Origin of the sequence: Klebsiella ornithinolytica (assembly GCF_030505655.1) — a bacterium.
GTDB lineage: Bacteria > Pseudomonadota > Gammaproteobacteria > Enterobacterales > Enterobacteriaceae > Klebsiella > Klebsiella ornithinolytica.
In genome coordinates, this window is the sequence record NZ_CP130153.1 from 2,803,322 (window position 1) to 2,824,995 (window position 21,674).

The following is a 21,674-nucleotide window of genomic DNA, read 5'->3' on the forward strand; positions in this document are numbered from 1 at the left end:
GCTAATGAAATGACGTCGAAAGTTCAGACACGAGATGGAGACGCCGGAAGTATAGTTCCTTTTTGATTATGGAAAGTGTACCGGGAAAGCAAAACGGCGCTGCCGCTGACAGAAGCCGGGCATTCTCCCCGGCGCTCGCCGTTCCTGAGTTATTTCTCGATACGCTCAAGCTGGGTTTGATCCGCCCGTTCGGCGCGATCGGCCAGTCCCTGGAACTGCCCGGGGGTATAGAAGGTCTCCGGCACTGGCAGCATCTGCATGTCCTGCCCCGGATGAATTTGCAACTGACCAAGTTCTGCGAGCGAAAAGCCGTCCACCGTCTGCGGCAGAGTTAACCGCCAGGGCGTCGTCCTCTCGAACGGGACCGGCGTCGGAAGCCGATCGTCGCTCATATCGTAATTGCGTTTGAGCACCAGAAATTTATCCGGAACCCGACGCTGGCTGTTCCACCAGTCGCCATCCAGCTTGCGAAACATACTTTCCGTTTCACTGCGCGGAGCCACCATCAGCTTCACCAACACCTTTTTCAGCGCGACGTCCATCGCCCGGTTATAGTCGTCAACCGAACCGGCATGGCCGTGCAAAATGACGCTGATGGCCAGCCGTGCCCCCAGCAGATTCGAATAGAGATCTTCCGGGGAAAAGGCGGAGATTTCCTCCGAAAAACCGGGAACTGACTGGAAACCATTCCACTGCGCAATTTCATGCCATTGCGCAAGTTCATAGGCCAGACGGCCTGCGAGCCAGGCGGCAATCTCATAGCGTCGGGACAGGGAAGCCGGCGGCATAAAAGCATTGAGCTGGATCCGTCTGACGCCCAGCTCCTCGCTGTAGAAAATGCGCCCCGCCTGTCCAAGATTCGGGTAAATGCGGGAGAAGAGATAAAAAGTGTTATCCGCCGTATCGCGCACGTGGGCGATATCGATAAACCCGCCGCGACGGGTATAGATCAGCCCGTTTTCCTCTTCACTCAGCCCGACAAGATTTTTTACCGCCCCCAGCGCGCTGTCGTTGTAACGATGCTTACCCAACGTATCGAGCGTCAGGACATTACCAATTTGATAGACCGGGATCGGCACCCCAATCGCTCTGACATGCAGATCATAGCCAAAAGCACAGCACGGACGAAGCGATTCCGGCGGCGCCAGCTGGCTGACCACCGGTTTGACCCGGGGAGTGGGAACGACCGGTAATACCGGATCCTTCGCGCACACCGAGAACGCGGCCGCCAGCAAAAATAACAAGCCATTACGCATTAACATCGTCTCCAGGACATAAAACGGACGCTCGCAGGCGGCATTTTGCGAGGTTAAAAACGGTATTCTCCGGCAACAAAGAAGCTATTACGTTCGTTAAAACCAAACTCGGTTAAGACGTTAAAGTTCTGCGTAATTTCATATTGCGCGCCCACCAGCATGTTCCACGGAGAAGAGAGCCGCTGCTTCACGTCAAACTTGCCCTGATCGTCTTTATTAACCGCAGCAATAAGCGGCTGGAGTTCCGGCGGCATATGCAGATCGGAGAGATTGCCTTTGAACTCCTGCTGTACGTTCTGGTACATACTGCCCACCCAGATACTTAAGTTTGACGGGCCGGCGATACCTTGCAAATTAAAGCGATAGCCAATGCGCGGCGACACGGTGGTGGCCGAGATTTTACCGTCAAGAATATCGAAGTCGGTACGGGTATAGTTGGTATCGATCAGGCCGAACCAGTTGCCATAGCCGCCGGCGAGGGTAAACCCGGTTCCCCAGGTGGTGCCTTTAAAATCGAGCGCAAAATCAATATCCTGCAGCTGTCCGTTTTCATGGAGCCGATGCACGGATCCGGCAATAATCCGGTCGATCCCGGTATATTTTGAGGGATCGGCGTCAACGGAGACTTTTGATAACGACGATCCGCTGGTATGCCCGGCGATGCCGTAGATATTTAAGAAAGGAAACACCCACATATCCAGACGCAGGTTCTCGGTCTTGCTCTTTTGTCGCGTGTGTCCGGCATCGATAGCGAACATATCGCTCGGTATCGGGTGGTTCCCGAGCTTCAGTCCGGAAAAAGAGATACTGTCGACCAGGATATCCTGGCGAATGTTCATATAGCTTAAATTGACCCCGAAAGGCAGCGGAATGGAGTATCCACGCGCCCTTGCCTCATCACCCCAAATCGGAAAATAGCTGTCGTTACTGCTGCCGGAACTGTCGGTCGTGCTGGCCCCCCAGGCGGTGCCCGACGTTAACAACAACGTAAGTACGGTTTTAGTCCATCTCATTTTTTTCTCATCTGACCTTAAAGTCCGGAACCTACATTAAAATAAAGCGCCTGTTCATGTTCGCTGAAGGCAATATCAATCCCCGTATGTAATCCATACTGGCGCGCTATCAGGTAGCGAAACCCTGTCCCCCACGCCACTTCGGTTTGCTCCCACAATGAATGGGCCTCGTCAGCGGCGCTGCCGATACCGACGAACCCTTGCAGGATCCAGCGCGGCTGAAATTCCCAGGCAAGCTGGGTCTGCGCCGTACTGACATAATCCCCCTGATAGCGGTAACGAGAAATCCCGCGTAATTCGATATAAGGGCGAGCCATTGGCGTCAGGCGCTTATCATGGTGGGTCAACGACTGATAGTTGCCAGCCACGGCGAGCGTCAGCGTGCGACTGAGCGGGATATAGTATTTCCCATCGACAGAGAACTGATCGTAATGATAGTCGCCACCTAACAATGAACGGAAAAATCGATATTCGCTTTGTACCGATAACCCCTTCTCAGGATAGAAAAAATTATCCGTAGTGTCATATTCCGCCACCACGCCCAGCGCCGATGATGCACTCTCCTGACCCAGCACCTGCTGCCATACCCGATTAACGACCGGGTTATCGGCGGAAACGTCGGTTTTCGCATACACCTGAGAGGCCCCGACAAATACCGGCGTGTCGCCTACGCGAAACAGCAGTTTTTGCAGACCGCCATAGCCGCGGGTCTGCGAATGGATAGCGGTATTTTTGTTAAAACTGGTCAATCCGTCGGAATAGATATCCAGTTTAATATTGGCGTAGCCCAGCAGCAGCAGATAGCGGATACGGTCATTATTCCAGGTATGCCGGTGGCCGCCGCCGATAAACCAGGTCCCGTTCTGCGTTCCACCGCCGCCAAAAGCGGTGATCGGCGGCGGAATAAAATGATCGCCATCCCGCGTCCCTTTACCGTGCAAAAAGAGACCAAACAGCCCCCCGCCGTAGCCCACCGCCGGCTCGGTTATCACCACAGGCACCGGAAGAAACCCGTACTGGTTATCCTGGAGATAGCGGCTCATATCCAGCATGCCATCTTCGGGATCGAACAGATCGGCGCCAACGGCGGGAAGGGAAAGTGGCACGATGAGCGCCAGCAATAAGGTCGGTAGCGAAAACTTCATGCACTCTCCGGCGCCGTGATGGGTTCTGAATGCCCATGTGGCTGAAGAATAATGGGTTTCATGGTAATGAAAATATATCCTATGGTGCCATGAACTACCAATTTTCGGCCGGCGGTTTTTTTTAATTCTGGACAAATTAGCCAGTTAAAAACGCATAGAAAGCCAATGGTCTACGGCGAAAATATGCTGGCGCTGAGTTTTTAGCCATCATGGTAAGTGACGGTGTCACATATTCAGATACCAATTCGCCCGCGGCCGGGATTGTAATCAAAAAGTGAATGCCGTATAACATGGCGCAACCGAGGGGTGTCCCGTGAGGGCTGAGATGGCGTAAGCCGAACCCTTTGAACCTGATCTGGGTCATGCCAGCGAAGGGACGGGTCGGCAATTTTGCCAGTTTACCGCCATTGCCTGTTCATACTTCCGCACACCCGGATCTCCCCCGTAATCAGGAGGTCCTGTGATTCTGCCGATCTTTACCCAGGGTATTTATGGTCGTCTGCGCCAGCAGGCGGGAGGCGACTGGGAACAGTACGTTGCCCATCCTTTTCTCCGCCAGCTTGCCGACGGTACCTTGCCCGAACGCGCCTTCCGACGCTATCTGACTCAGGACTACCTGTTCCTGATCCACTTTGCCCGTAGCTATGCCCTGCTGGTCAGCAAACTGCGCACGCTCCCGGAGATGCGCGCCGCGGCCGCCTCAATGAACGCGATTCTTGGCGAACTGCCGCTGCACGTCGGCTATTGCGCGGGCTGGGGGCTGGACGAAGCGACAATGGCCGCCGAAAGCGAAGCGCCGGAGACGGTAAACTACACCCGCTACGTGCTGGATATCGGTCATTCCGGCGATGCGCTCGATCTGCTGGTGGCGCTGATGCCCTGCGTGGCTGGCTATGCGGAAATCGGCCTCGGACTGCTCCACAATCCGGCCACCCGGCTCACCGACAACCCCTATGCCTCCTGGATCCGTAACTACGGCGATGCGGGCTATCTCGACGGTGTCACGGCGGCTATCGGCCTGCTGGAGCGTGTCTGGCAGCAGCGCGGCGCCGAATCGCGCATCGCAGAGCTGGGTGCCATCTTCACCACCGCCACCCGTCTGGAAGCCAACTTCTGGCAGATGGGACTGAATGCCGCGGCGGTCGCTCAGTGACGGCTCCGACTATCGCGGTGCGGGAATTAAGTCTGCGCTTCGGCTCACGGGTCATTTTTGACAAGTTGTCGTTTGATATTCCCGCTGAACAGTGGATTTCGCTGCTGGGCGCCAGCGGTGCCGGCAAAACCAGCCTGCTGCGAATTATCGCCGGACTGGCCGCCCCCACTCACGGTCAGGTTCAGGCCAGCGACGGTCGCCCGCTGGCCCCTCGTCTGGCCTGGATGGGGCAAAAGGACCTGCTCTATCCGTGGCTAAGCGTGCGCGACAATGTAGCGCTTGGCGCCCGCCTGCGCGGAGAGCGCGTCGATCGGCAGCGGGTTGCGAGGTTATTAGAGCAGGTGGGACTCAGCCACTGCGCCGACGATCGTCCGGCGTCGCTCTCCGGCGGCATGCGTCAGCGGGCGGCGCTGGCGCGCACGCTGTATGAAGATCGGCCGATCGTGTTAATGGATGAGCCTTTTTCGGCGCTGGACACCCTTACCCGCACGCGTATCCAGACGCTGGCAGCGGAACTGCTGACTCAGCGTACGGTGGTGTTGATTACCCACGATCCGATGGAAGCCTGCCGGCTCAGCCATCGCCTGCTGGTGCTCTCGCCGCCGCCCGGCGGCATTGATGACTCCCATCATCTGACGGGGAAACCGCCGCGGGCGCCGGACGATCCGGCGCTGCTGAGGGGACAAGCCGCGCTACTGCAACAGTTGATGAGGGCCAACGGATGAGAGGGAAACTTTTCCGCGGCGGCGTGGTGTTCTGCGGCCTGCTGGTGTTTTGGTGGCTGCTCAGTAACAGCGGCATTCCGGCGTTCCTGCTGCCGTCGCCATCGGCGGTGGCCGCCGCCCTGTGGAACAACCGCAGCTGGCTGAGCTGGCACACGCTGGTTACTTTGAGCGAGATCCTCAGCGGCCTGACTCTCGGGGTACTGCTCGGCGTGGTGTTGGCCCTGTGTATGATGATCTCGCCGCGCCTACAGCGCTGGCTGATGCCGCTGGTGCTGACCAGTCAGGCGATTCCGGTTTTCGCCCTCGCCCCGCTGCTGGTGCTGTGGTTTGGCTTCGGGATGAGCGCCAAAGTGATGATGGCGGTTCTGGTGATTTTCTTCCCCGTGACGTCGGCATTTTTTGACGGCCTGCGGCGGGTCAATCACGACTACCTCGATCTGGCGCGTACGATGGGCGCCTCGTCAGGGGCGCAGCTGCGACATGTTCGCCTGATGGCCGCCCTGCCGGCGCTGGGTTCCGGCCTGCGCATGGCCGCGGCCGTAGCGCCAATCGGCGCGATCATCGGCGAATGGGTCGGTTCTGCCGAAGGACTGGGCTATGTGATGCTCAATGCTAATGCGCGCATGCAAACCGATGTCTGCTTTGCGGCGCTGTTTATTTTAGTGCTGCTGACCATTCTGCTATGGCTGGCAGTGGATGCTCTATTACACCGGCTGATCAACTGGACACCGGAATAAGGAATAATCATGCATAAACCCGTTTTCACCGCCATCACATTAACCGCGCTTATCAGCGGACAGGCGATGGCCAACGAGAAGCTGACCCTGGTGCTGGACTGGTATATTAACCCGGACCATGCGCCGATTATGGTGGCGGAACAGATTGGCGCCTTTAAAGCGCAGGGCCTGGACGTGAAGATTGTCCCGCCGTCTGACCCGGCCCTGCCGCCGCGTCTGGTGGCCGCCGGCCAGGCGGATCTGGCTATCACCTATCAGCCGCAGGTGCACTTTTTCGCCGATGAGGGGCTGCCGCTGGTGCGGGTCGGTACGTTGATTAACTCGCCGTTGAACACGATCATCGCTCTGGATAAGCGCATCAAAACCCCCGCGGATCTGAAAGGGAAAAAAGTCGGCTATTCGGTTAGCGGTATCGAGCAGGCTACGCTGGCGACTATGGCGCAACATGACCATATCGATCCGCAAAGCATCAAGCTGATTAACGTCAATTTCCAGTTGACCAGCGCCCTGCTGGCCGGCCAGGTTGATGCGGTGATTGGCGGCTATCGTAATATTGAAGCGCTGGAGCTCAAGCTGCAGGGTAAAGATCCGCAGGTGATGAATGTCGAAGATTTCGGCGTTCCGGCCTACGACGAGCTGGTGATTGTCGCCAACCGCGATGAAATTCATGCGGCCAAAATCAAAAAGTTCCTCGTCGCGCTGCAGGAGGGAGTGGCCTATCTGCGCGCGCATCCGCAGGAAACCTGGCAGGCTTTTGCCGCCGCTCATCCGGAGCTGAATACCGAGCTGAACCAGCAGGCCTGGCAGCAGACGGCCCCCCTGTTTGCCGCCCATCCCGCGGCGCTGGATAAGGCCCGCTACGAAGCTTATGAACAGTTTTTATATAACAACAAGTTGGTTAAAAAAATCACACCTTTAACTCATTATGCGGTCGAACTGGATTGAGTAACCATACGGCTGACGGAAGAATTTCCGTCAGCTACTTTAGCGAAGCGGTAATAAAACCCGGCGCTTTCCCTCACTAAGAATTACACTTTTAATGGTTTTATAACACTTTAAATAAATCATATAAATCAAAGCATTACCATTGATTTTCGTTGTGTAAAAATAACGTAAAAATACCTCAATAAATAAAACATTGAATGACGATTTAAAAAGCCATATATTGTGCGCGCTTTATGAATGGCGATTCATTTTCTAAAACCAATTATTCAACCAGTGTTCAACCGTAACGCTGGTTGTGGGAGTGATATGATGACGGATAAAGTCCGTATTGATACTTTAAGTGCAGATTTATTGGACGCTAACAACGAAACCTTTTTGGCCCGTCAGGCTGAATTCGAATCGAACGTCAGGAGTTACCCGCGCAAGCTGCCGCTGGCTATCGCAAAAGCGGAAGGCGTGTGGTTAACCGATGCGGATAACAAACAGTACCTGGATTGCCTTGCCGGTGCTGGTACCCTCGCTCTTGGTCACAACCACCCTGATGTGCTGCAAAGCATCCAAAGTGTCATTACCAGCGGCTTGCCGTTACATACGCTCGATCTGACTACCCCGTTAAAAGATCGCTTCTCCGAATACCTGCTCTCATTACTGCCGGGAGAAGGTAAAGAATACTGCCTGCAGTTCACCGGCCCGTCCGGCGCTGACGCCGTAGAAGCGGCCCTGAAGCTGGCGAAAAAATACACCGGTCGTTCTTCGGTGATTAGCTTCTCCGGCGGCTACCACGGTATGACCCACGGCGCGCTGTCGGTAACCGGCAACCTGTCACCGAAAGAAGCCGTCAACGGCATGATGCCAGAAGTGCAGTTTATGCCGTATCCGCATCAGTACCGCTGCCCGCTGGGTATCGGTGGCGAAGCGGGCGTGAAAGCGCTGACCTACTACTTCGAAAACCTGATCAACGACGTGGAAAGCGGCGTGCGTAAACCGGCGGCGGTCATTCTCGAAGCCGTTCAGGGCGAAGGCGGCGTGAACCCGGCTCCGGTTGAGTGGCTGCAGCGCATCCGCAAAGTGACTCAGGAACATGGCATTCTGCTGATCATCGACGAAGTTCAGGCTGGCTTTGCCCGTACCGGTAAGCTGTTTGCCTTCGAACACGCCGGCATTGAGCCGGACATCATCGTGATGTCGAAAGCCGTCGGCGGCGGTCTGCCGCTGGCCGTTCTGGGTATCAAGAAGCAGTTTGACGCCTGGGAACCGGGCCACCATACCGGCACCTTCCGTGGCAACCAGCTGGCGATGGCCACCGGGCTGACCACCCTGCGTCACCTGAAAGACAACGACATTGCCGGCAAAGTGGCCGCGCAGGGCGAATGGCTGAAAGGCAAACTGGCCGATATGCAGAAGCGTTTCCCGGTCATGGGTCACATTCGCGGTCTGGGTCTGATGATCGGTATTGAGATCGTGAACCCGAATGGCGAGCAGGATCATATGGGCTGCTACCCGGCTGACGGCGCGCTGTCCGCCCTGCTGCAGAAGAAATGTTTCGAAGCGGGCCTGATCCTCGAGCGCGGTGGCCGTGGCGGCTGCGTACTGCGTCTGCTGCCGTCGCTGCTGATCAGCAACGCCGAGCTGGAAATTTTCCTCGACAAATTTGAACAGGCCATGCTGGCCGCCGGTGTCAAACCGGTCTGAGTGGAGCGAGTGACCGCAATGTCCAAATTGAATCCGATTCTTGCTGGTTCGCCGCAAAGTATTGAGGCTTATCAGCAGGCGATCGCCCAGACCAGCCAGGCCGTCGCGCAATGGTTGCAGCAGCCTGAGATGTATCAAGGTAAAAGCGTCGCCGAACTGCGTGAGCGCATTACCCTTGAGTTCACCGAGCAGGGTCTGGGTAACCAGGCGGCGATTGAACGTGCGATCGAGTACTTCCTGAAAGACAGCCTGTCGGTGCATCACCCGCAGTGCGTGGCGCATCTGCACTGTCCGAGCCTGGTCGTTAGCCAGGCGGCGGAAGTACTGATTAACGCGACCAACCAGAGCATGGACTCCTGGGACCAAAGCCCGTCGGCGACCATCATTGAGATGAAGCTGATCGAATGGCTGCGTGCTCAGGTCGGTTACCCGGCCGGCGACGCCGGCGTCTTCACCAGCGGCGGCACCCAAAGCAACCTGATGGGGCTGATGCTGGCGCGCGATGCCTTCTTCGCTCGTCAGGGGCACTCTATCCAGCAGGACGGTCTGCCGGGTGACGTGCGTCAGTATAAAGTGCTGTGCTCTGAAAATGCCCACTTCTCGGTGCAGAAGAACATGGCGCTGATGGGCCTCGGCTACCGCGCCGTGACGCTGGTGAAAACCGACGAATTCGCGCGGATGGACGTCGCTGACCTGAAAGCGAAAATCGCCGAAGCGCAGGCTAACGGCGAGCAGATCATGGCGATCGTCGCCACCGCTGGCACAACCGACGCGGGCGCTATCGACCCGCTGCGTGCTATCGCCGGCGTGGCGGCAGAACATCAGATCTGGCTGCACGTGGATGCGGCATGGGGCGGTGCACTGCTGCTCTCCGAGCAGTACCGCGACTATCTGGACGGCATTGAGTGTGTGGACTCCATTACCCTGGACTTCCACAAGCAGTTCTTCCAGACCATCAGCTGCGGCGCGTTTCTGTTAAAAGACGCACGCCACTACGAGCTGATGCGCTACCAGGCGGCCTATCTGAACTCCGAGTTCGATGAAGAACACGGCGTGCCGAATCTGGTCTCCAAATCGCTGCAGACCACCCGTCGCTTCGATGCGCTGAAGCTGTGGATGGGGCTGGAAGCGCTGGGCCAGAAACAGTACGCGGCGATCATCGATCACGGCGTGACCATGGCGAAAAAGGTGGCGGAATACGTTAAATCTCAGCCGACGCTGGAACTGGTCATGCAGCCGCAGCTGGCGAGCGTGCTGTTCCGCTCTCGTCCGGCGCAGATGGCCGGCAGCGATGATGCCGCGATCGCCCTGCTCAACCAACGCGTTGGGGATGCGCTGCTCGACTCCGGTCGTGCAAACGTCGGCGTGACCGAGCACAACGGCATGACCTGCCTGAAGCTGACGCTGCTGAACCCGATCGTGACGCTTGAAGACGTGAAGGTGCTGCTGAATCTGGTGGAACGCACCGCGCAGGAATTGCTGGCGAAGTAATATCCTTGAGCGGGACGGTGGTTGACTGCCGCCCCGCTCAACAATCCTCGCCATGAGACTTGTTGGTAAAAGCCGATAACTTAGCTTATCGGCTTTTTTATTTCTGTCTGCGGAGCAGGAATAAGTAACACCGTCACGATTTGAGTGCTGAGCGGGCCACTGATAACCTGTCAACGTCTGCCACTGGCCGCTTCAGCGCAACGCCAGCGGGACTATTACCCCACTCAGGCTTTCGCCTCTTGTAACAGCTGCTGGATCATTTTCTCCTGCTGCACGTAGTCCCCTTCGCCAAAAGCGGTGTAGCGCAGCTTCCCCCTGGCATCAAACAGATAATGTGCCGGCCAATACTGGTTGCCAAAGGCGTTCCAGATAGCGTAACCGTTGTCCGCGACGATCGGATACGGCAGCTGCCATTTTGCCACCGCGTCACGCAGCGCCGGCAACGAGCGTTCCCACGGGTATTCCGGCGTATGCACCCCCACGACCAGCAGCCCGGCGGCGCGATATTTGTTCGCCCACGCGCGTACATACGGCAAGGTGTGCTGGCAGTTAATACAATCCCGGGTCCAGAAATCGATCAGAACCACCTTCCCCTGCAGGTCGGCCGGGCGCAGCGGCTGGCTGTTGATCCATGCGCTACCGCCGAGCAGCGCGGGTATATCGCTGGTTGGTTGTGGCGCGACAACCGGTTGTAGTACCGTTGTCTGCGCCCGCTGCGGTAAGCTGGCGCTCAGACGTTGCTCCAGCGACTGCGTCAGACCATTTGCGCCTTGCAGGTAGCGGTCCGCTCCGCTGGCAATCAATGTCACCGAGGCGAGGATCGCCCCTCCCGCCAGCTGACGCAGCCGCTGGCTAAAGGCCAGCCCGCGATGCAGACGCGCCACCAGCTTTGAGCCCAACCACCACAGCAGCGCCAGCATCAGGGCGCAACCGCTGCCGTAGGCGGCCAGCAGCAGGCCTGTGGTCACCGACTGGCCGTTAAGAAACGCAAAGCTAAGGATTGCCCCCAGTACCGGCCCGGCGCAGGGCGCCCACAGCAGCCCGATGGCCAGCCCCGCCAGCAGCGCCGAGAATCCGCCGGCATGGCGATAGCTGCGATCGTTGATACGATTGCCCAGCGCCACCAGCGGTGAAGCAAGCCGTTGGGCGACACGTTGCGAGAGCAGGCTCAGCCCCACCAGCGCCAGAAAAATCAGCGCCAGCCAGCGCCCGGCCAGGGTCAGACTGACGATGCCGCTGCTGGCCAGCGTCACCAGTAGCGACATCCCGGTAAACATCAGCACCATCCCGCCAAGCAGGAGCAGCAGATGGCTGCGTTTACCGCGAAGGTTAGCAAAGATGAGTGGGATCACCGGTAAAGTACACGGACTCAGCAGCGTCAACATACCGCCGAAAAAAGCGATCGGAAGAGACATCATATTCACCTCGTTATCAACATGCGGCCGGTCATGGCCGCAGGCGTATTACATCAGGCGAATGTCGTTATAAAGTGTCTGAATTTACGGGTTTTTGTCTGTTAAGTTGTCTGTCTCAGCGCGAGATACAGACGGATACAAAACGGCGGAGTCGAGACGAATAATCGCCTCTAATCCCCCTTCCGGGCGGTTCCCCAGGCGAAGCGTTCCCGGCATCTGGCTGGTCAGCTGCGCGGCGATCGCCAGGCCGAGCCCGGTGCCGCCGGTTTCACGGTTGCGCGAATTTTCCAGGCGAAAGAATGGTTGCAGCACCTCCTCCAGGCTCGCTTCCGGGATCCCCGGACCGTTATCCATCACCTGAATGATGGGGTCGCCATTCATTGCATAGCTCAACCGAATATCGACCCGCTCAGCGAACTTTAAGCCATTATCGATCAGATTGGTCATGATTCGGCGCAGCGCCTGAGGCTGTGTCAGCACGACGCGCCCCTCTTCGGCGGGGATAAAGGCAACCGGTCTGCCGACATCGGCATAATCCAGGGCGATGCTGTCCAGAAACGCGTTCAGATCGAGGCGTTGGCGCTTCTCTTCCAGCGGCTGCGCCGAGCGGGCAAAAGCAATCCCTTCCCTGACCAGACGACTCATATTGTCGAGGTCCTGCAGGAGTTTATCGCGCAGTTCCGGCGCGTCGGTCATTTCCAGTCGCAGCTTCATGCGCGTAATCGGCGTCTGGAGATCGTGGGAAATTGCCGCGAGGATCCGCGCGCGTTCCTGTAGATGGTCGCGAATGCGCGTCTGCATCGCGTTGAACGCCCGGGCGGCGTGCTGTACTTCCACCGGCCCCTGTTCCGCCATCATGCCTGGCGCGCTGTTCGCCGGTTGCAGGGCGTCAATCGCGCGGGTAAAGCGCGTCATCGGACGCACAACCTGGCGCACGGCATACCAGGCGCACGCCAGCAGCAGCAGGAACTGGACGATCAGCACCGCCGGGAGCCAGCGGGCAATCGCCGGCAGCCGCGGCCATAAATCAATGCTCAGCGGCGCTCCGTCATGCAGGGTGATATGTGCCTGAATATGTTCACGCGGACCGGGCACCGCAATAATGCTGACCGGATAGCTGCCGCTCAGCGCTTCCTGCAGAGAACGCACCGCATCGCGGGAACGCCAGCTGTCAGGATAGTGTCCGCTGACGCCGGCGGACAACCGGTAGCGATAGTTGCCACGCGCCAGCCGCGCCAGCCACTGCGGACGCTCGGCGGCGGGAAGTCGGTCAAGGATCGCCACGCTGGTTGCCACGTCGTACTCCAGGTTTCCCAGCATCACGCTGCGGGCACTGCTCATCCGCTCATACAGCAGCAGCGAAAGGGTCAGGGCATTAGCCAGCAGTAAGGTGAAGAAAATCATCAGCATCAGCCGTGACCGCAGAGAAGCGGGCCACAGCCTCATTCGCGGACCTCGCGAATGGCAACCGGGACCGCGAGGACATACCCTTCGCTACGCACGGTTTTGATGTAGGCCGGTTCGCGGGCATCTTCCCGCAGCCGCTGGCGTAAGCGGCTCACCAGCAGATCGATGGAGCGCTCAAACAGCTCGGCATCGCGTCCCTGGGTCAGGTTCAGCAGCTGGTCGCGGTTGAGCACCCGCTGGGGATGGTCGAGAAAGACCCGCAGCAGTCGGTATTCTGCCCCGCTCAGCGCGACGATAGTGCCGTCATTATCCAGCAGATGACGCGCGGAGGTATCCAGTTGCCAGTCGCCAAACGCAATCAGTCTGCCGGCTTCGGTAATTTGCAGATTGGGTGGCAGCGCGCGCGTGCGCCGCAGGATCGCTTTAATCCGCGCCAGCAGCTCCCGGGCGACGAAGGGTTTGACCAGGTAGTCATCGGCGCCCATTTCCAGACCCAGAATACGGTCGCTGTCGTCGGTGCGGGCGGTTAACATCAGAACCGGGATATTTTGCTGACCGTGGCTACGCAGCTGGCGACAGAGGATCAGGCCATCATCGCCGGGAAGCATAATATCGAGGACAATCAGATCCACATGATGACCCTGCAGCACTGACCACATCGCTTTACCATTTGCAGCACCCGTGGCGCGGTATCCCGACTTATTCAGATAATCGGTCACCAGTTCACGAATATCGCGGTCGTCATCGACAACCAGAATATGGTCAATATGTTCCACCGCAGGCTCCGTCGTGAATGAATGCAACTCAACAAGAATATGCGCTGTTGCCGGAAGCGCAACTCGCCGCCTCCGGCGCACGCGCTACAGACGGTCGGCATCGACCACCGCTTTAACAAAGTCGGCGGGATCTTCCTGCGGTAGATTGTGACCGATGTTGCCGGTTAAGGTCCGGTGCTCATATTTGCCGCTAAATTTCGCCCGATAGCTCTCCGGCGTCGGGTGCGGCGCACCGTTGTTGTCGCCCTCAAGCGTAATGGTCGGGACGGCAATCGTCGGCAGCAGCGCCAGTTTCTGTTCATAGGCGGCATATTTCTGTTCGCCTTTATCGATGCCCAGCCGCCAGCGATAGTTACTGATGGTCACGGCAACATGGTCCGGGTTTATCAGCGCTTTGGCGCTTTGCGCAAATTCGGCTTCGCTGAAGGCCCAGCCCGGCGAGGCCTGATGCCAGATCAGCTGCGCAAAATCGCGCGTATTCTGCCGATAGCCCGCCTCGCCGCGCGCGGTGGCGAAATAAAACTGATACCACCAGGAGAGTTCCGCCTGCGGCGGCAGCGGCCTGGCGCCGAGTTGCTGGCTGCCAATCAGATACCCGCTCACCGAAACCAGCGATTTAACCCGCTCCGGCCACAGCGCCGCCATGATATCGGCGGTACGCGCCCCCCAGTCAAAACCGGCCACATCGGCCTGTTTTATCTGCAAGGCGTCCATCAGGTGAATAATATCTGCCGCCATCGCCGACGGCTGTCCGTTGCGCGGCGTCTTCGCAGAGAGAAAACGGGTGGAACCATATCCACGCAGATACGGCACGATAACGCGGAACCCTTTTTGCGCTAACGCGGGTGCCACTTTCTCATAGCTATGAATATCATACGGCCAGCCGTGCAGCAGGATAACCGGCTGACCGTCGCGCGGACCGATATCGACATAGCCGATATTCAGATCGCCGGCCTGAATCTGTTGAACATGATCGAATGCACCGGCATCGTCCGCCGCACAAACGCTGGCTGACCACAGAGCCGACAGCGCCAGCATCAGCGCACTACCGTTACGGACCCGAGATAAACTGTTCATAAAGCCACCTGTTAACTGAAAGAGAAGAGCGTACCCAGACAGTTAACCCGCGTTTTGTATACGGCATATGCGCAGAATGGCGGGGTTTTGTATCGCGATGTATTGCTCCCCCGGCAGATACATTGTGATACAGACGGAAGGCGCGCTGTGCGGGCCAACGCTTTACGTTAAGCCCTCAGCGGCCTGTTAAGCATGTGCAACGTCCGGCTCCAGATAGTTGGCCACGAAGCGGGTTAATATTCCCGCCGCGACCGGACACGCCTCCACCTTATCCAGCAGTTGCCGGGGATCGATCCCCTCCGTTCGCAGCACGTCATCACGATAGTGGATCAATGAACGCGCAATTTCAGGGGTAAATTCCGGATGGAACTGTGTGGACAGCGCATGGCGGGTATAGCGCACTATCTGGTGGGGATCGTGCACTGAAGCGGCTAGCACCGTCGCATCCGGCGGCAGCCTGACGACCGTTTGCAGATGGCTGAGGTGCGCGGGGAAATGGGCCGGCCGGTCGCTGAGCAACGGGTCCGTTCGTCCGGCAGCGGAAAGCGTAATCGCCTTGCATCCCGTTTCACGTCCTGCCGGATGGTACGCCACCTCGCCGCCGAGCGCGTCGGCCATCAGCTGATGACCGTAGCAGATACCAAATAACGGCATCTCTACCGCCATCGCCGAACGGATCCACGCGGCGGTTTTCTCGCTCCACGCCAGCCGATCGGTGACCATCGCCCATGACCCCGTCATTACCGCCACGGTCTGGCTATCCGGATCGGGCAATGTTTCCCCCGCATAGACACGCACGGTGGCGATCTGCTGACGCCAGGGGGCAAGCAGCCGGCCAAACCACTGCGGAAGATCGCCATGTTCGGCCTCAATTTCCGCCGGCGGCGCGCCGGTCTGCACAATAAGAAGTTTGTTTCTCAACGCCATAGCCCGTTACCCTTCGATGCTTTCTACAGTCCTTTCACTATGGAGAAAGGCGGTTGTTTCGACAAATAACCAATCTCTATGAGTGACACCATGCGGGAATAAGCGCTGCTCCGCGTGGAAGCCGGCAAGGAAACGATTTACGCCCCCCCTATTGCACTATCAGGTACGCGCGATCGAGGCAATTTTCTGGAAGCGGAGAATATCCGGCACGCTGGCAAAGTAAGGATCAGACGTGTTTACGGGTTGCATAGCCTGTCGTTTGAGCTTATCGAAATCAACTTGCCGCAATAGCTGAGCAACCGGTGATGTTGAACGAACAACCAGCACAGCGCTGGAAATCTCATCTGCCAACGCCATCGCCTGAGGATTATCCAGCGCACGAATCGTTAAGCCAATTTTATCCAGCGGGATCAGCGAAGGCTCCTGATGCCAGACACCGGTATCAATCTCACCAAGGAAGACGGAACGCGGCAGCAAGGTAAAATCGACCTCAACGTATTCGCATTGCGTCTCCGGAAACTGGGCGCGGGTAAGACGCTGATGATCGCTGGAGTGAAAATCAATTCCGACGCGTAAACGCGTCGCCGCCACGGTATCGGTTTTTTCCACCACCACCAGACTTTCTGGTCGGTAATAGCTGCCGTTGCCGACTTCAAATAACTCATAGCCTTCAGCAGCCGCATCCTTCATTAGCATTTGCGCCGAACCGGACGAGAGCAGAACGATATCCGCGGTGTTTTCGTTGAAGGCGGCCAGGCGCGAGTGCGCGCCGCGCAGATAGCCAACGGTGGTGACGACACCCCATTGGCTACACTGCTCAACCAGCGCGGAAGCCACCTGGGTCGCTTCCCGGGAGCCTCGAGGAGGGAGTAGCATATGGACCGGCGGTATCCGGGCGGCGTTCCACAGCAATGTAAAATCCCAGGAGACCACAAAGGTCCCCTGATGACCACGAGAAACAAGGGTTACCGCACCGGATTTTTTTAGTTCCTGTAGCGCTTTCTGCACGGTCCCGGAACCGATTTCCAGGACATCCTGATACCAGGAGGTCGTAGGAAGGCGTCCGGACAAGCCGAGTGAAATAATCGAGCGTGCAATAAATGCGACCGGAGAGAGATGCTTTGCTTCACGCGCAATAACCGTCATTGTTTTCGCCGACTTTTACTGTTCCAGATACTGTAACGCTTGTTCAACGCTTTGACCTTCATGCACGACAGCATTGAGCGCACGAAGGACGCCGGCAGGTTGCTGTGCGCGGAAAATACGTCGACCAAACATCACCCCTTTGGCGCCTGCCCGAAGCGCATCCGCAGCCAGCTGCAGGGTTGAGTGCGGATCTTCGCCACCCGCGCCTCCGGCGAGTAGCACCGGAGTATAGCAGGTGCTTGTTACAGCAGCAAAATCCTCCACTGACCCCGGCCAGAGCGCTTTGACCAGATCCGCGCCGATATCCGCGGCGATACGGCAATACAGACTCATGACTTTGGCACTCAGGGCATCGGGATCGACACCTTCCAGCGCAGAACGCGGTTCGATAATAACGCCAATCCCATGCCGCTCACATTCGCGTACGATACGCGTATTGCGCGCAATCTCGGCCTGTTCCAGCGCCGTATCTTTCTGCCCCAGATACATGTAGGTCATCACTGCATCAATGCCACACGCGGACACCTCTTCGATGTGCGCTAGTTGTGCCAGAACGCCTTCACTGCGGCCGTCTTTACCCGGGGTATAGATAGAACGGGCATGATTTTTCCAGTCCAGATGCAGGACAAAACCAGGCCGGTCGCGACCAATAAAGGTCTTTTCAACCACAGGAATCATCCCAGGAGTCACCATCACGCCGTCTGCATCACGCAACTGAGCGAAAACAGTTTCAATTTCATCGCGTGTTTTCAGTCCAGAGGGAGGACCTGACATCACCCCGTGGGATGCGGCAACAACCACTGCCCGCCCCGTTTCCGGGCGCAAAATACGACCTAAACGAACTGCCTTACCGGTGCGACTATCCATTTTGCTCTCCTTCACAAAGTCTGGAAAATATTAAAATGCAATTTGCAGCTTTCTGCAAATTGATCGTATATTAGCCACTAACGTGCTGTCAATGAAATATGCCCTGTGCGTTTTACCCCGTCTCATCGCGCCAGGAAAATCCTTTAAACTGAAAAAACAGGAGTTAGTATGTCCGACGTTTCCCATCTCATCACCGACCTGAAAAGCATCCTCCCTGAGTCACAGGTACTCAGCGATCGTGAAACGCTGCAGGCATCCAGCCACGATACCTGGCCTCTGTCCACAAAGCTCAGACGCTTAGGATGCCATGATTATCAGGCTGATGTAGTGGTAAAAGTCACCGACGAAAAACAGATTCAACAGGTACTGGCGCTGGCGACGGCAAATGATACGCCGGTCACCCCCAGGGCGCTGGCATCCTCAGTAACCGGCCAGCCTCTCCCGACGCGCGGCGGCATCGTATTGGATGTAACCGGTATGACGCAGCACCGCGAAATCAACATCACGAACCTCACCGTCGAAGTTTCTGCCGGCTATAACGGAGGTCAGCTGGAAGATGAGCTCCAGCAGATGGGCTGGACGCTGGGTCACTCGCCACAATCACTGTATCAGTCCACCGTCGGAGGCTGGCTGTCCACGCTGGCAACCGGGCAGTTTTCATCTTACTACGGTGGTATTGAAGAGTTAGTTACCGCCTATACGGTCATTCTTGCTACGGGTGAAAAGCTGCGGCTTAAGGCTTCTCCGCGCGCAGCAATGGGCCCGGATCTCCGCCAGCTGTTTATTGGCGCCGAAGGTACGCTTGGGATCGTCACCTCGGTGCAGCTCAAAATATTCCCCCTGCCCCAGACGCGCCTGTACGATTCGCTGGAACTCCCTTCTATCGACGCTGGTCTCGAGATCATGCGTGAGCAGGCCATGGCGGGTCTGCGGCCGTTCCTGCTGCGCCTGTATGATACCAATGAAGCTCGTCATGCAATGCAAAACCCACTGCAGGATAAACCGGTGATGTTCCTCGGCACCCAGGGCGTGGATGCCGTCGCGCACGCTGAAATGGATGCTTTTATGGCCATTGTTCATCGCCACGGCGGAAAATCCATCGGCTCAGAAGGCGTGCTGAAATGGATGGAGCGCCGATTTGATTTTTCAACCGTGGAGAAACTACTTGATAGCCATGGGGGATTTGCCGAGACCATCGAAATTGCGCATACCTGGGACGGTATCTCCGGTCTGTATCACGCTCTGCACGAGATGCTTACCCCGCTCGCGGACGAAGTGCTGTCGCATTTTTCGCACGTTTATCCTCAGGGGACCTCGATGTACATGATTCTCCTTGGGCGGGAGAGCAGCGACCGCGAAGCGGTAGAAAAATTGCGCACCATCTGGCGGGAAACTATGCGCGTTTGTCTGGAACATCACGCCGAACTGTCGCATCACCACGGCGGCGGATTAGTTCGTTCACCTTATGCCCGCGAATCTCTCGGTTCCGCACATTTATTATTGCGCCGCGTCAAGCAGGCACTCGATCCTAACGGAACGCTGAATCCAGGTAAGCTGGGATTATAAACGGCACAGTGAGGGGGATTCACCATGTGGTTTCTCGGTATAGATATTGGCACGACACATATCAAGATCATCGGTCTGAGCGAGGACGGTGTACTTTTACCCGTGAAAAAGTGCCGCACTCCCATCCTGCAACGTGACGGGTTGACCTTCCACGATGCGCAAGACGTATGGCAAATGCTGGTGATCCAGCTAACAGATTATGCCCGTACAGCGGCCCGGGCTCACGGACCGCTGGCCGCAATTTCTATTGGAACCTTTGGACAAGAAGAGTCCGTGGCCGTGAACCTCCGCGGGGACATTGTCTACCCTTCTCTTGCCTGGTGGGAAAACTACCCTGCCGCCGCGCTGGATAACGAGACGCAAAGCTGGCTGGACAGCGAGGAGCACTATGCCATCTCCGGTATGCGTTCACGACCAAACCAAAGTCCGGAACGGCTGAGCTGGATACGGCAGCATCATGAAGAACTCTGGAATCACATCGATCGCTGGGTTGATTTCGGCACTTTCATCATGTGGCGGTTAACGGGAGAATGGCGCGCACCCTCCTCGCAGCTGACCCATTCGCAGTGCATCGATCTCAAAAGCATGCAGCCGCACGAACCTACGCTGCAACAGCTGCGACTTTCGCCAACATTATTCCCGACGCCGGCAGATACCGGCGAGTGCTGTGGCGAAATCCATGCGCAGATGCTGCCGGGTGTTGAGCTGTATCCGGGCGCCTGCGTATTCATTGGCGGGCATGATCAAATCGTCGGTGCGCTGGCCGTGCAACACAGTCAGCCGACCCACGTTTTCGATTCGATAGGCACATCAGAATACCTGATGGTGTTAACCCCTCATTTTCCTGATACATCTGCTGCCTGGCAACTTGGCGTCGATATCGAACGGACCTGGAAAGCCGGCGAGTTTGTGATGGGTTGCGCGACCCCTTCCGGGAAAATAATCCAGACACTCGCTGAACTGCTTTATCAGGGGGATTATGACCACCTTTTCAACGATCTATTGACTGATGCAGACACCCGTGGGGTGTCGGTGTCGGTGGATGAGAGCGAAGCTCAAGGCCTTTTTTCACTACACCACCTGAATGCCGGTATTCGCCCCGCCGGATTAGTTCAGGCCACACTCAACCACATCGCCGATCGCGCCTACCAGCTGCTTACCCAGATGTGTGAAATGGGGGCGATACGCCCCCAGGACGCCGTACTTATGGGATCTTTATTCCAGCGTTCGGAGATGATTGAACACCGGAAACGCCGCTGGAAAATGCCGCTCTTCGCCAGCACATTAACCGAACCCGTCGCGATGGGGGCCGCCATGATTGCCCGTGAAAGCTGGTTTATCGCGACCCACAGGGAGGACCAGCTATGAAAGTCATCATCGCTTCACTGAATACGGCGATCGAACGTTTGCTACTGGTTGATAAACAGCGCCCTGGCGACGTTCATCGTTTGCTGGATGACAAAACGCTGGCCGGCGGTAAAGGCGTCAATGTCGCGCGGGTACTTAAACAGCTGACGACATATTTACCGGATGCGCCGGTGCCGCTGTTACTGGGGTTTCTCGGCGGCGCCACCGGACGCCTGTGCCATGAGCTTTTGCAACAAGAAGCGCTGGCCGGATGCTGGTGTGATATCGCCGGCAGCACCCGCATCTGCGAGGTCATTACGGAAACGGACTCGCCAGAGAAAGCCAGCGTATATAACGCCGGCGGTCCGCCCATCAGCCAGGAGGAACATCAGCGTCTCCATGCCCTGCTGGCGCAGGAATTACCCCATGCGGATGCGTTAATTTGTACCGGCTCACTGGCAAAAAATCTGCCTCCTGACGAGTACGGATACTGGATAGCGCAGGCACGTGCCTGCGGTGTGCTTACGCTACTCGATACGCACGGCGCAGCGCTGCTGCACTCTGCAAATGCACTTCCGGATATTATCAAAATCAATCGCGACGAACTGCGCCACGCTAATGCGGAGTCGTCGCTGCCTCTCCCTAAGACATGGTTGGTACAAGGGGTGCGTTGCGTGATTATCACCGATGGCCCGCGCCCGACATTAGCCCTTACGCCGGATGGCCATTTCGAACTAACAGCCCCCTCCGTAATGACAGCCAGCCCGGTCGGTTCCGGGGACGCATACTGCGCAGGACTGATCGCCAGCCTACTTTCCAGGCCACAGGCTGGGTGGGTGGAACATCTGAAGCTGGCAGCGGCCTGTGGCGCAGCAAATGCCGCCAGCTCGACGGCAGGCCTCGCTGCCGAACTCCCGCTTTCAACACTACAACGGCGCTGCGCGGTACGCACTATTCCAACACCGCCCCGCTCACCGACTTAATCACGG

Annotated in this window: 19 protein-coding genes and 1 riboswitch; of the genes, 9 read left to right on the forward strand and 10 right to left on the reverse strand. The window is 57.4% G+C overall.

Annotated elements, in window-relative coordinates:
- Positions 1-149 precede the first annotated feature (149 nt).
- From Q1L34_RS13515 to Q1L34_RS13525, 3 genes are read right to left on the reverse strand one after another with little or no spacing between them, the layout of a single operon-like run.
- Positions 150-1,256 carry a DUF4056 domain-containing protein gene (locus Q1L34_RS13515; protein ID WP_004861907.1) on the reverse strand — a complete coding sequence of 369 codons (1,107 nt, stop codon included), beginning with the start codon at positions 1,254-1,256 and terminating at the stop codon, positions 150-152.
- Positions 1,257-1,309: 53 nt separating this feature from the next.
- Positions 1,310-2,269 (reverse strand): porin family protein, encoded by a 960-nt coding sequence (locus Q1L34_RS13520; RefSeq protein WP_015584341.1) that lies wholly within the window; start codon positions 2,267-2,269, stop codon positions 1,310-1,312.
- 17 nt (positions 2,270-2,286) lie between these two features.
- On the reverse strand, positions 2,287-3,414 hold the full coding sequence (locus Q1L34_RS13525; RefSeq protein ID WP_004861901.1) for a BamA/TamA family outer membrane protein: 1,128 nt from the start codon (positions 3,412-3,414) through the stop codon (positions 2,287-2,289).
- Positions 3,415-3,706: 292 nt separating this feature from the next.
- A riboswitch (TPP riboswitch) is annotated at positions 3,707-3,808 on the forward strand.
- Between the two features lie 66 nt (positions 3,809-3,874).
- Here Q1L34_RS13525 and Q1L34_RS13530 point away from each other — a divergent pair.
- The 6 genes from Q1L34_RS13530 to Q1L34_RS13555 all read left to right on the forward strand — a co-directional run bounded on the left by Q1L34_RS13530 (position 3,875) and on the right by Q1L34_RS13555 (position 10,157).
- Positions 3,875-4,567 carry a TenA family protein gene (locus Q1L34_RS13530; RefSeq protein WP_004861896.1) on the forward strand — a complete coding sequence of 231 codons (693 nt, stop codon included), beginning with the start codon at positions 3,875-3,877 and terminating at the stop codon, positions 4,565-4,567.
- Positions 4,564-5,292 (forward strand): ABC transporter ATP-binding protein, encoded by a 729-nt coding sequence (locus tag Q1L34_RS13535; RefSeq protein ID WP_327204095.1) that lies wholly within the window; start codon positions 4,564-4,566, stop codon positions 5,290-5,292. Before Q1L34_RS13530 ends, Q1L34_RS13535 begins: the two co-directional genes overlap by 4 nt.
- Positions 5,289-6,029, forward strand: a complete 741-nt coding sequence (locus Q1L34_RS13540) for an ABC transporter permease (protein WP_004861892.1) — start codon at positions 5,289-5,291, stop codon at positions 6,027-6,029. The genes Q1L34_RS13535 and Q1L34_RS13540 overlap by 4 nt, the downstream gene beginning before the upstream one ends.
- 9 nt (positions 6,030-6,038) lie before the next feature.
- Positions 6,039-6,974, forward strand: a complete 936-nt coding sequence (locus tag Q1L34_RS13545) for an ABC transporter substrate-binding protein (protein WP_064367562.1) — start codon at positions 6,039-6,041, stop codon at positions 6,972-6,974.
- Positions 6,975-7,280: 306 nt separating this feature from the next.
- Positions 7,281-8,666 carry a diaminobutyrate--2-oxoglutarate transaminase gene (locus tag Q1L34_RS13550; protein WP_015584344.1) on the forward strand — a complete coding sequence of 462 codons (1,386 nt, stop codon included), beginning with the start codon at positions 7,281-7,283 and terminating at the stop codon, positions 8,664-8,666.
- 9 nt (positions 8,667-8,675) lie between these two features.
- Entirely contained in the window at positions 8,676-10,157 is a 1,482-nt protein-coding gene (locus Q1L34_RS13555) for a pyridoxal phosphate-dependent decarboxylase family protein (RefSeq protein ID WP_160873090.1), read from the forward strand.
- Between the two features lie 224 nt (positions 10,158-10,381).
- Here Q1L34_RS13555 and Q1L34_RS13560 read toward each other — a convergent pair whose 3' ends face one another.
- The 7 genes from Q1L34_RS13560 to Q1L34_RS13590 all read right to left on the reverse strand — a co-directional run bounded on the left by Q1L34_RS13560 (position 10,382) and on the right by Q1L34_RS13590 (position 17,772).
- Complete coding sequence (locus Q1L34_RS13560; protein ID WP_123629349.1) at positions 10,382-11,572, reverse strand: cytochrome c biogenesis protein/redoxin; 1,191 nt, start codon at positions 11,570-11,572, stop codon at positions 10,382-10,384.
- 84 nt (positions 11,573-11,656) lie between these two features.
- Complete coding sequence (locus tag Q1L34_RS13565) at positions 11,657-13,018, reverse strand: ATP-binding protein (protein WP_032717441.1); 1,362 nt, start codon at positions 13,016-13,018, stop codon at positions 11,657-11,659.
- The gene (locus Q1L34_RS13570; protein ID WP_004861874.1) at positions 13,015-13,755 is read right to left on the reverse strand and encodes a response regulator; all 741 of its coding nucleotides are present in this window, start codon (positions 13,753-13,755) and stop codon (positions 13,015-13,017) included. Before Q1L34_RS13570 ends, Q1L34_RS13565 begins: the two co-directional genes overlap by 4 nt.
- An 84-nt stretch (positions 13,756-13,839) precedes the next feature.
- On the reverse strand, positions 13,840-14,832 hold the full coding sequence (locus Q1L34_RS13575) for an alpha/beta hydrolase (protein WP_327204096.1): 993 nt from the start codon (positions 14,830-14,832) through the stop codon (positions 13,840-13,842).
- 186 nt (positions 14,833-15,018) lie between these two features.
- Positions 15,019-15,759, reverse strand: coding sequence for a glutamine amidotransferase (locus Q1L34_RS13580; protein ID WP_113991092.1), 741 nt, complete (start codon positions 15,757-15,759; stop codon positions 15,019-15,021).
- A 159-nt stretch (positions 15,760-15,918) separates the two neighbouring features.
- Complete coding sequence (locus Q1L34_RS13585) at positions 15,919-16,905, reverse strand: YhfZ family protein (RefSeq protein WP_004861863.1); 987 nt, start codon at positions 16,903-16,905, stop codon at positions 15,919-15,921.
- Positions 16,906-16,920: 15 nt separating this feature from the next.
- Entirely contained in the window at positions 16,921-17,772 is an 852-nt protein-coding gene (locus Q1L34_RS13590) for a class I fructose-bisphosphate aldolase (protein WP_004861860.1), read from the reverse strand.
- Between the two features lie 168 nt (positions 17,773-17,940).
- On the opposite strand from Q1L34_RS13590, the gene Q1L34_RS13595 reads away from it, so the two are divergent.
- Genes Q1L34_RS13595 through Q1L34_RS13605 form a run of 3 tightly spaced genes read left to right on the forward strand, consistent with a single transcriptional unit; the run spans position 17,941 to position 21,668 of the window.
- The gene (locus Q1L34_RS13595; RefSeq protein ID WP_004861858.1) at positions 17,941-19,338 is read left to right on the forward strand and encodes an FAD-binding oxidoreductase; all 1,398 of its coding nucleotides are present in this window, start codon (positions 17,941-17,943) and stop codon (positions 19,336-19,338) included.
- 24 nt (positions 19,339-19,362) lie between these two features.
- Entirely contained in the window at positions 19,363-20,706 is a 1,344-nt protein-coding gene (locus Q1L34_RS13600; protein WP_015584351.1) for an FGGY family carbohydrate kinase, read from the forward strand.
- On the forward strand, positions 20,703-21,668 hold the full coding sequence (locus Q1L34_RS13605; protein ID WP_327204097.1) for a 1-phosphofructokinase family hexose kinase: 966 nt from the start codon (positions 20,703-20,705) through the stop codon (positions 21,666-21,668). Before Q1L34_RS13600 ends, Q1L34_RS13605 begins: the two co-directional genes overlap by 4 nt.
- The last annotated feature ends 6 nt before the right edge of the window (positions 21,669-21,674 follow it).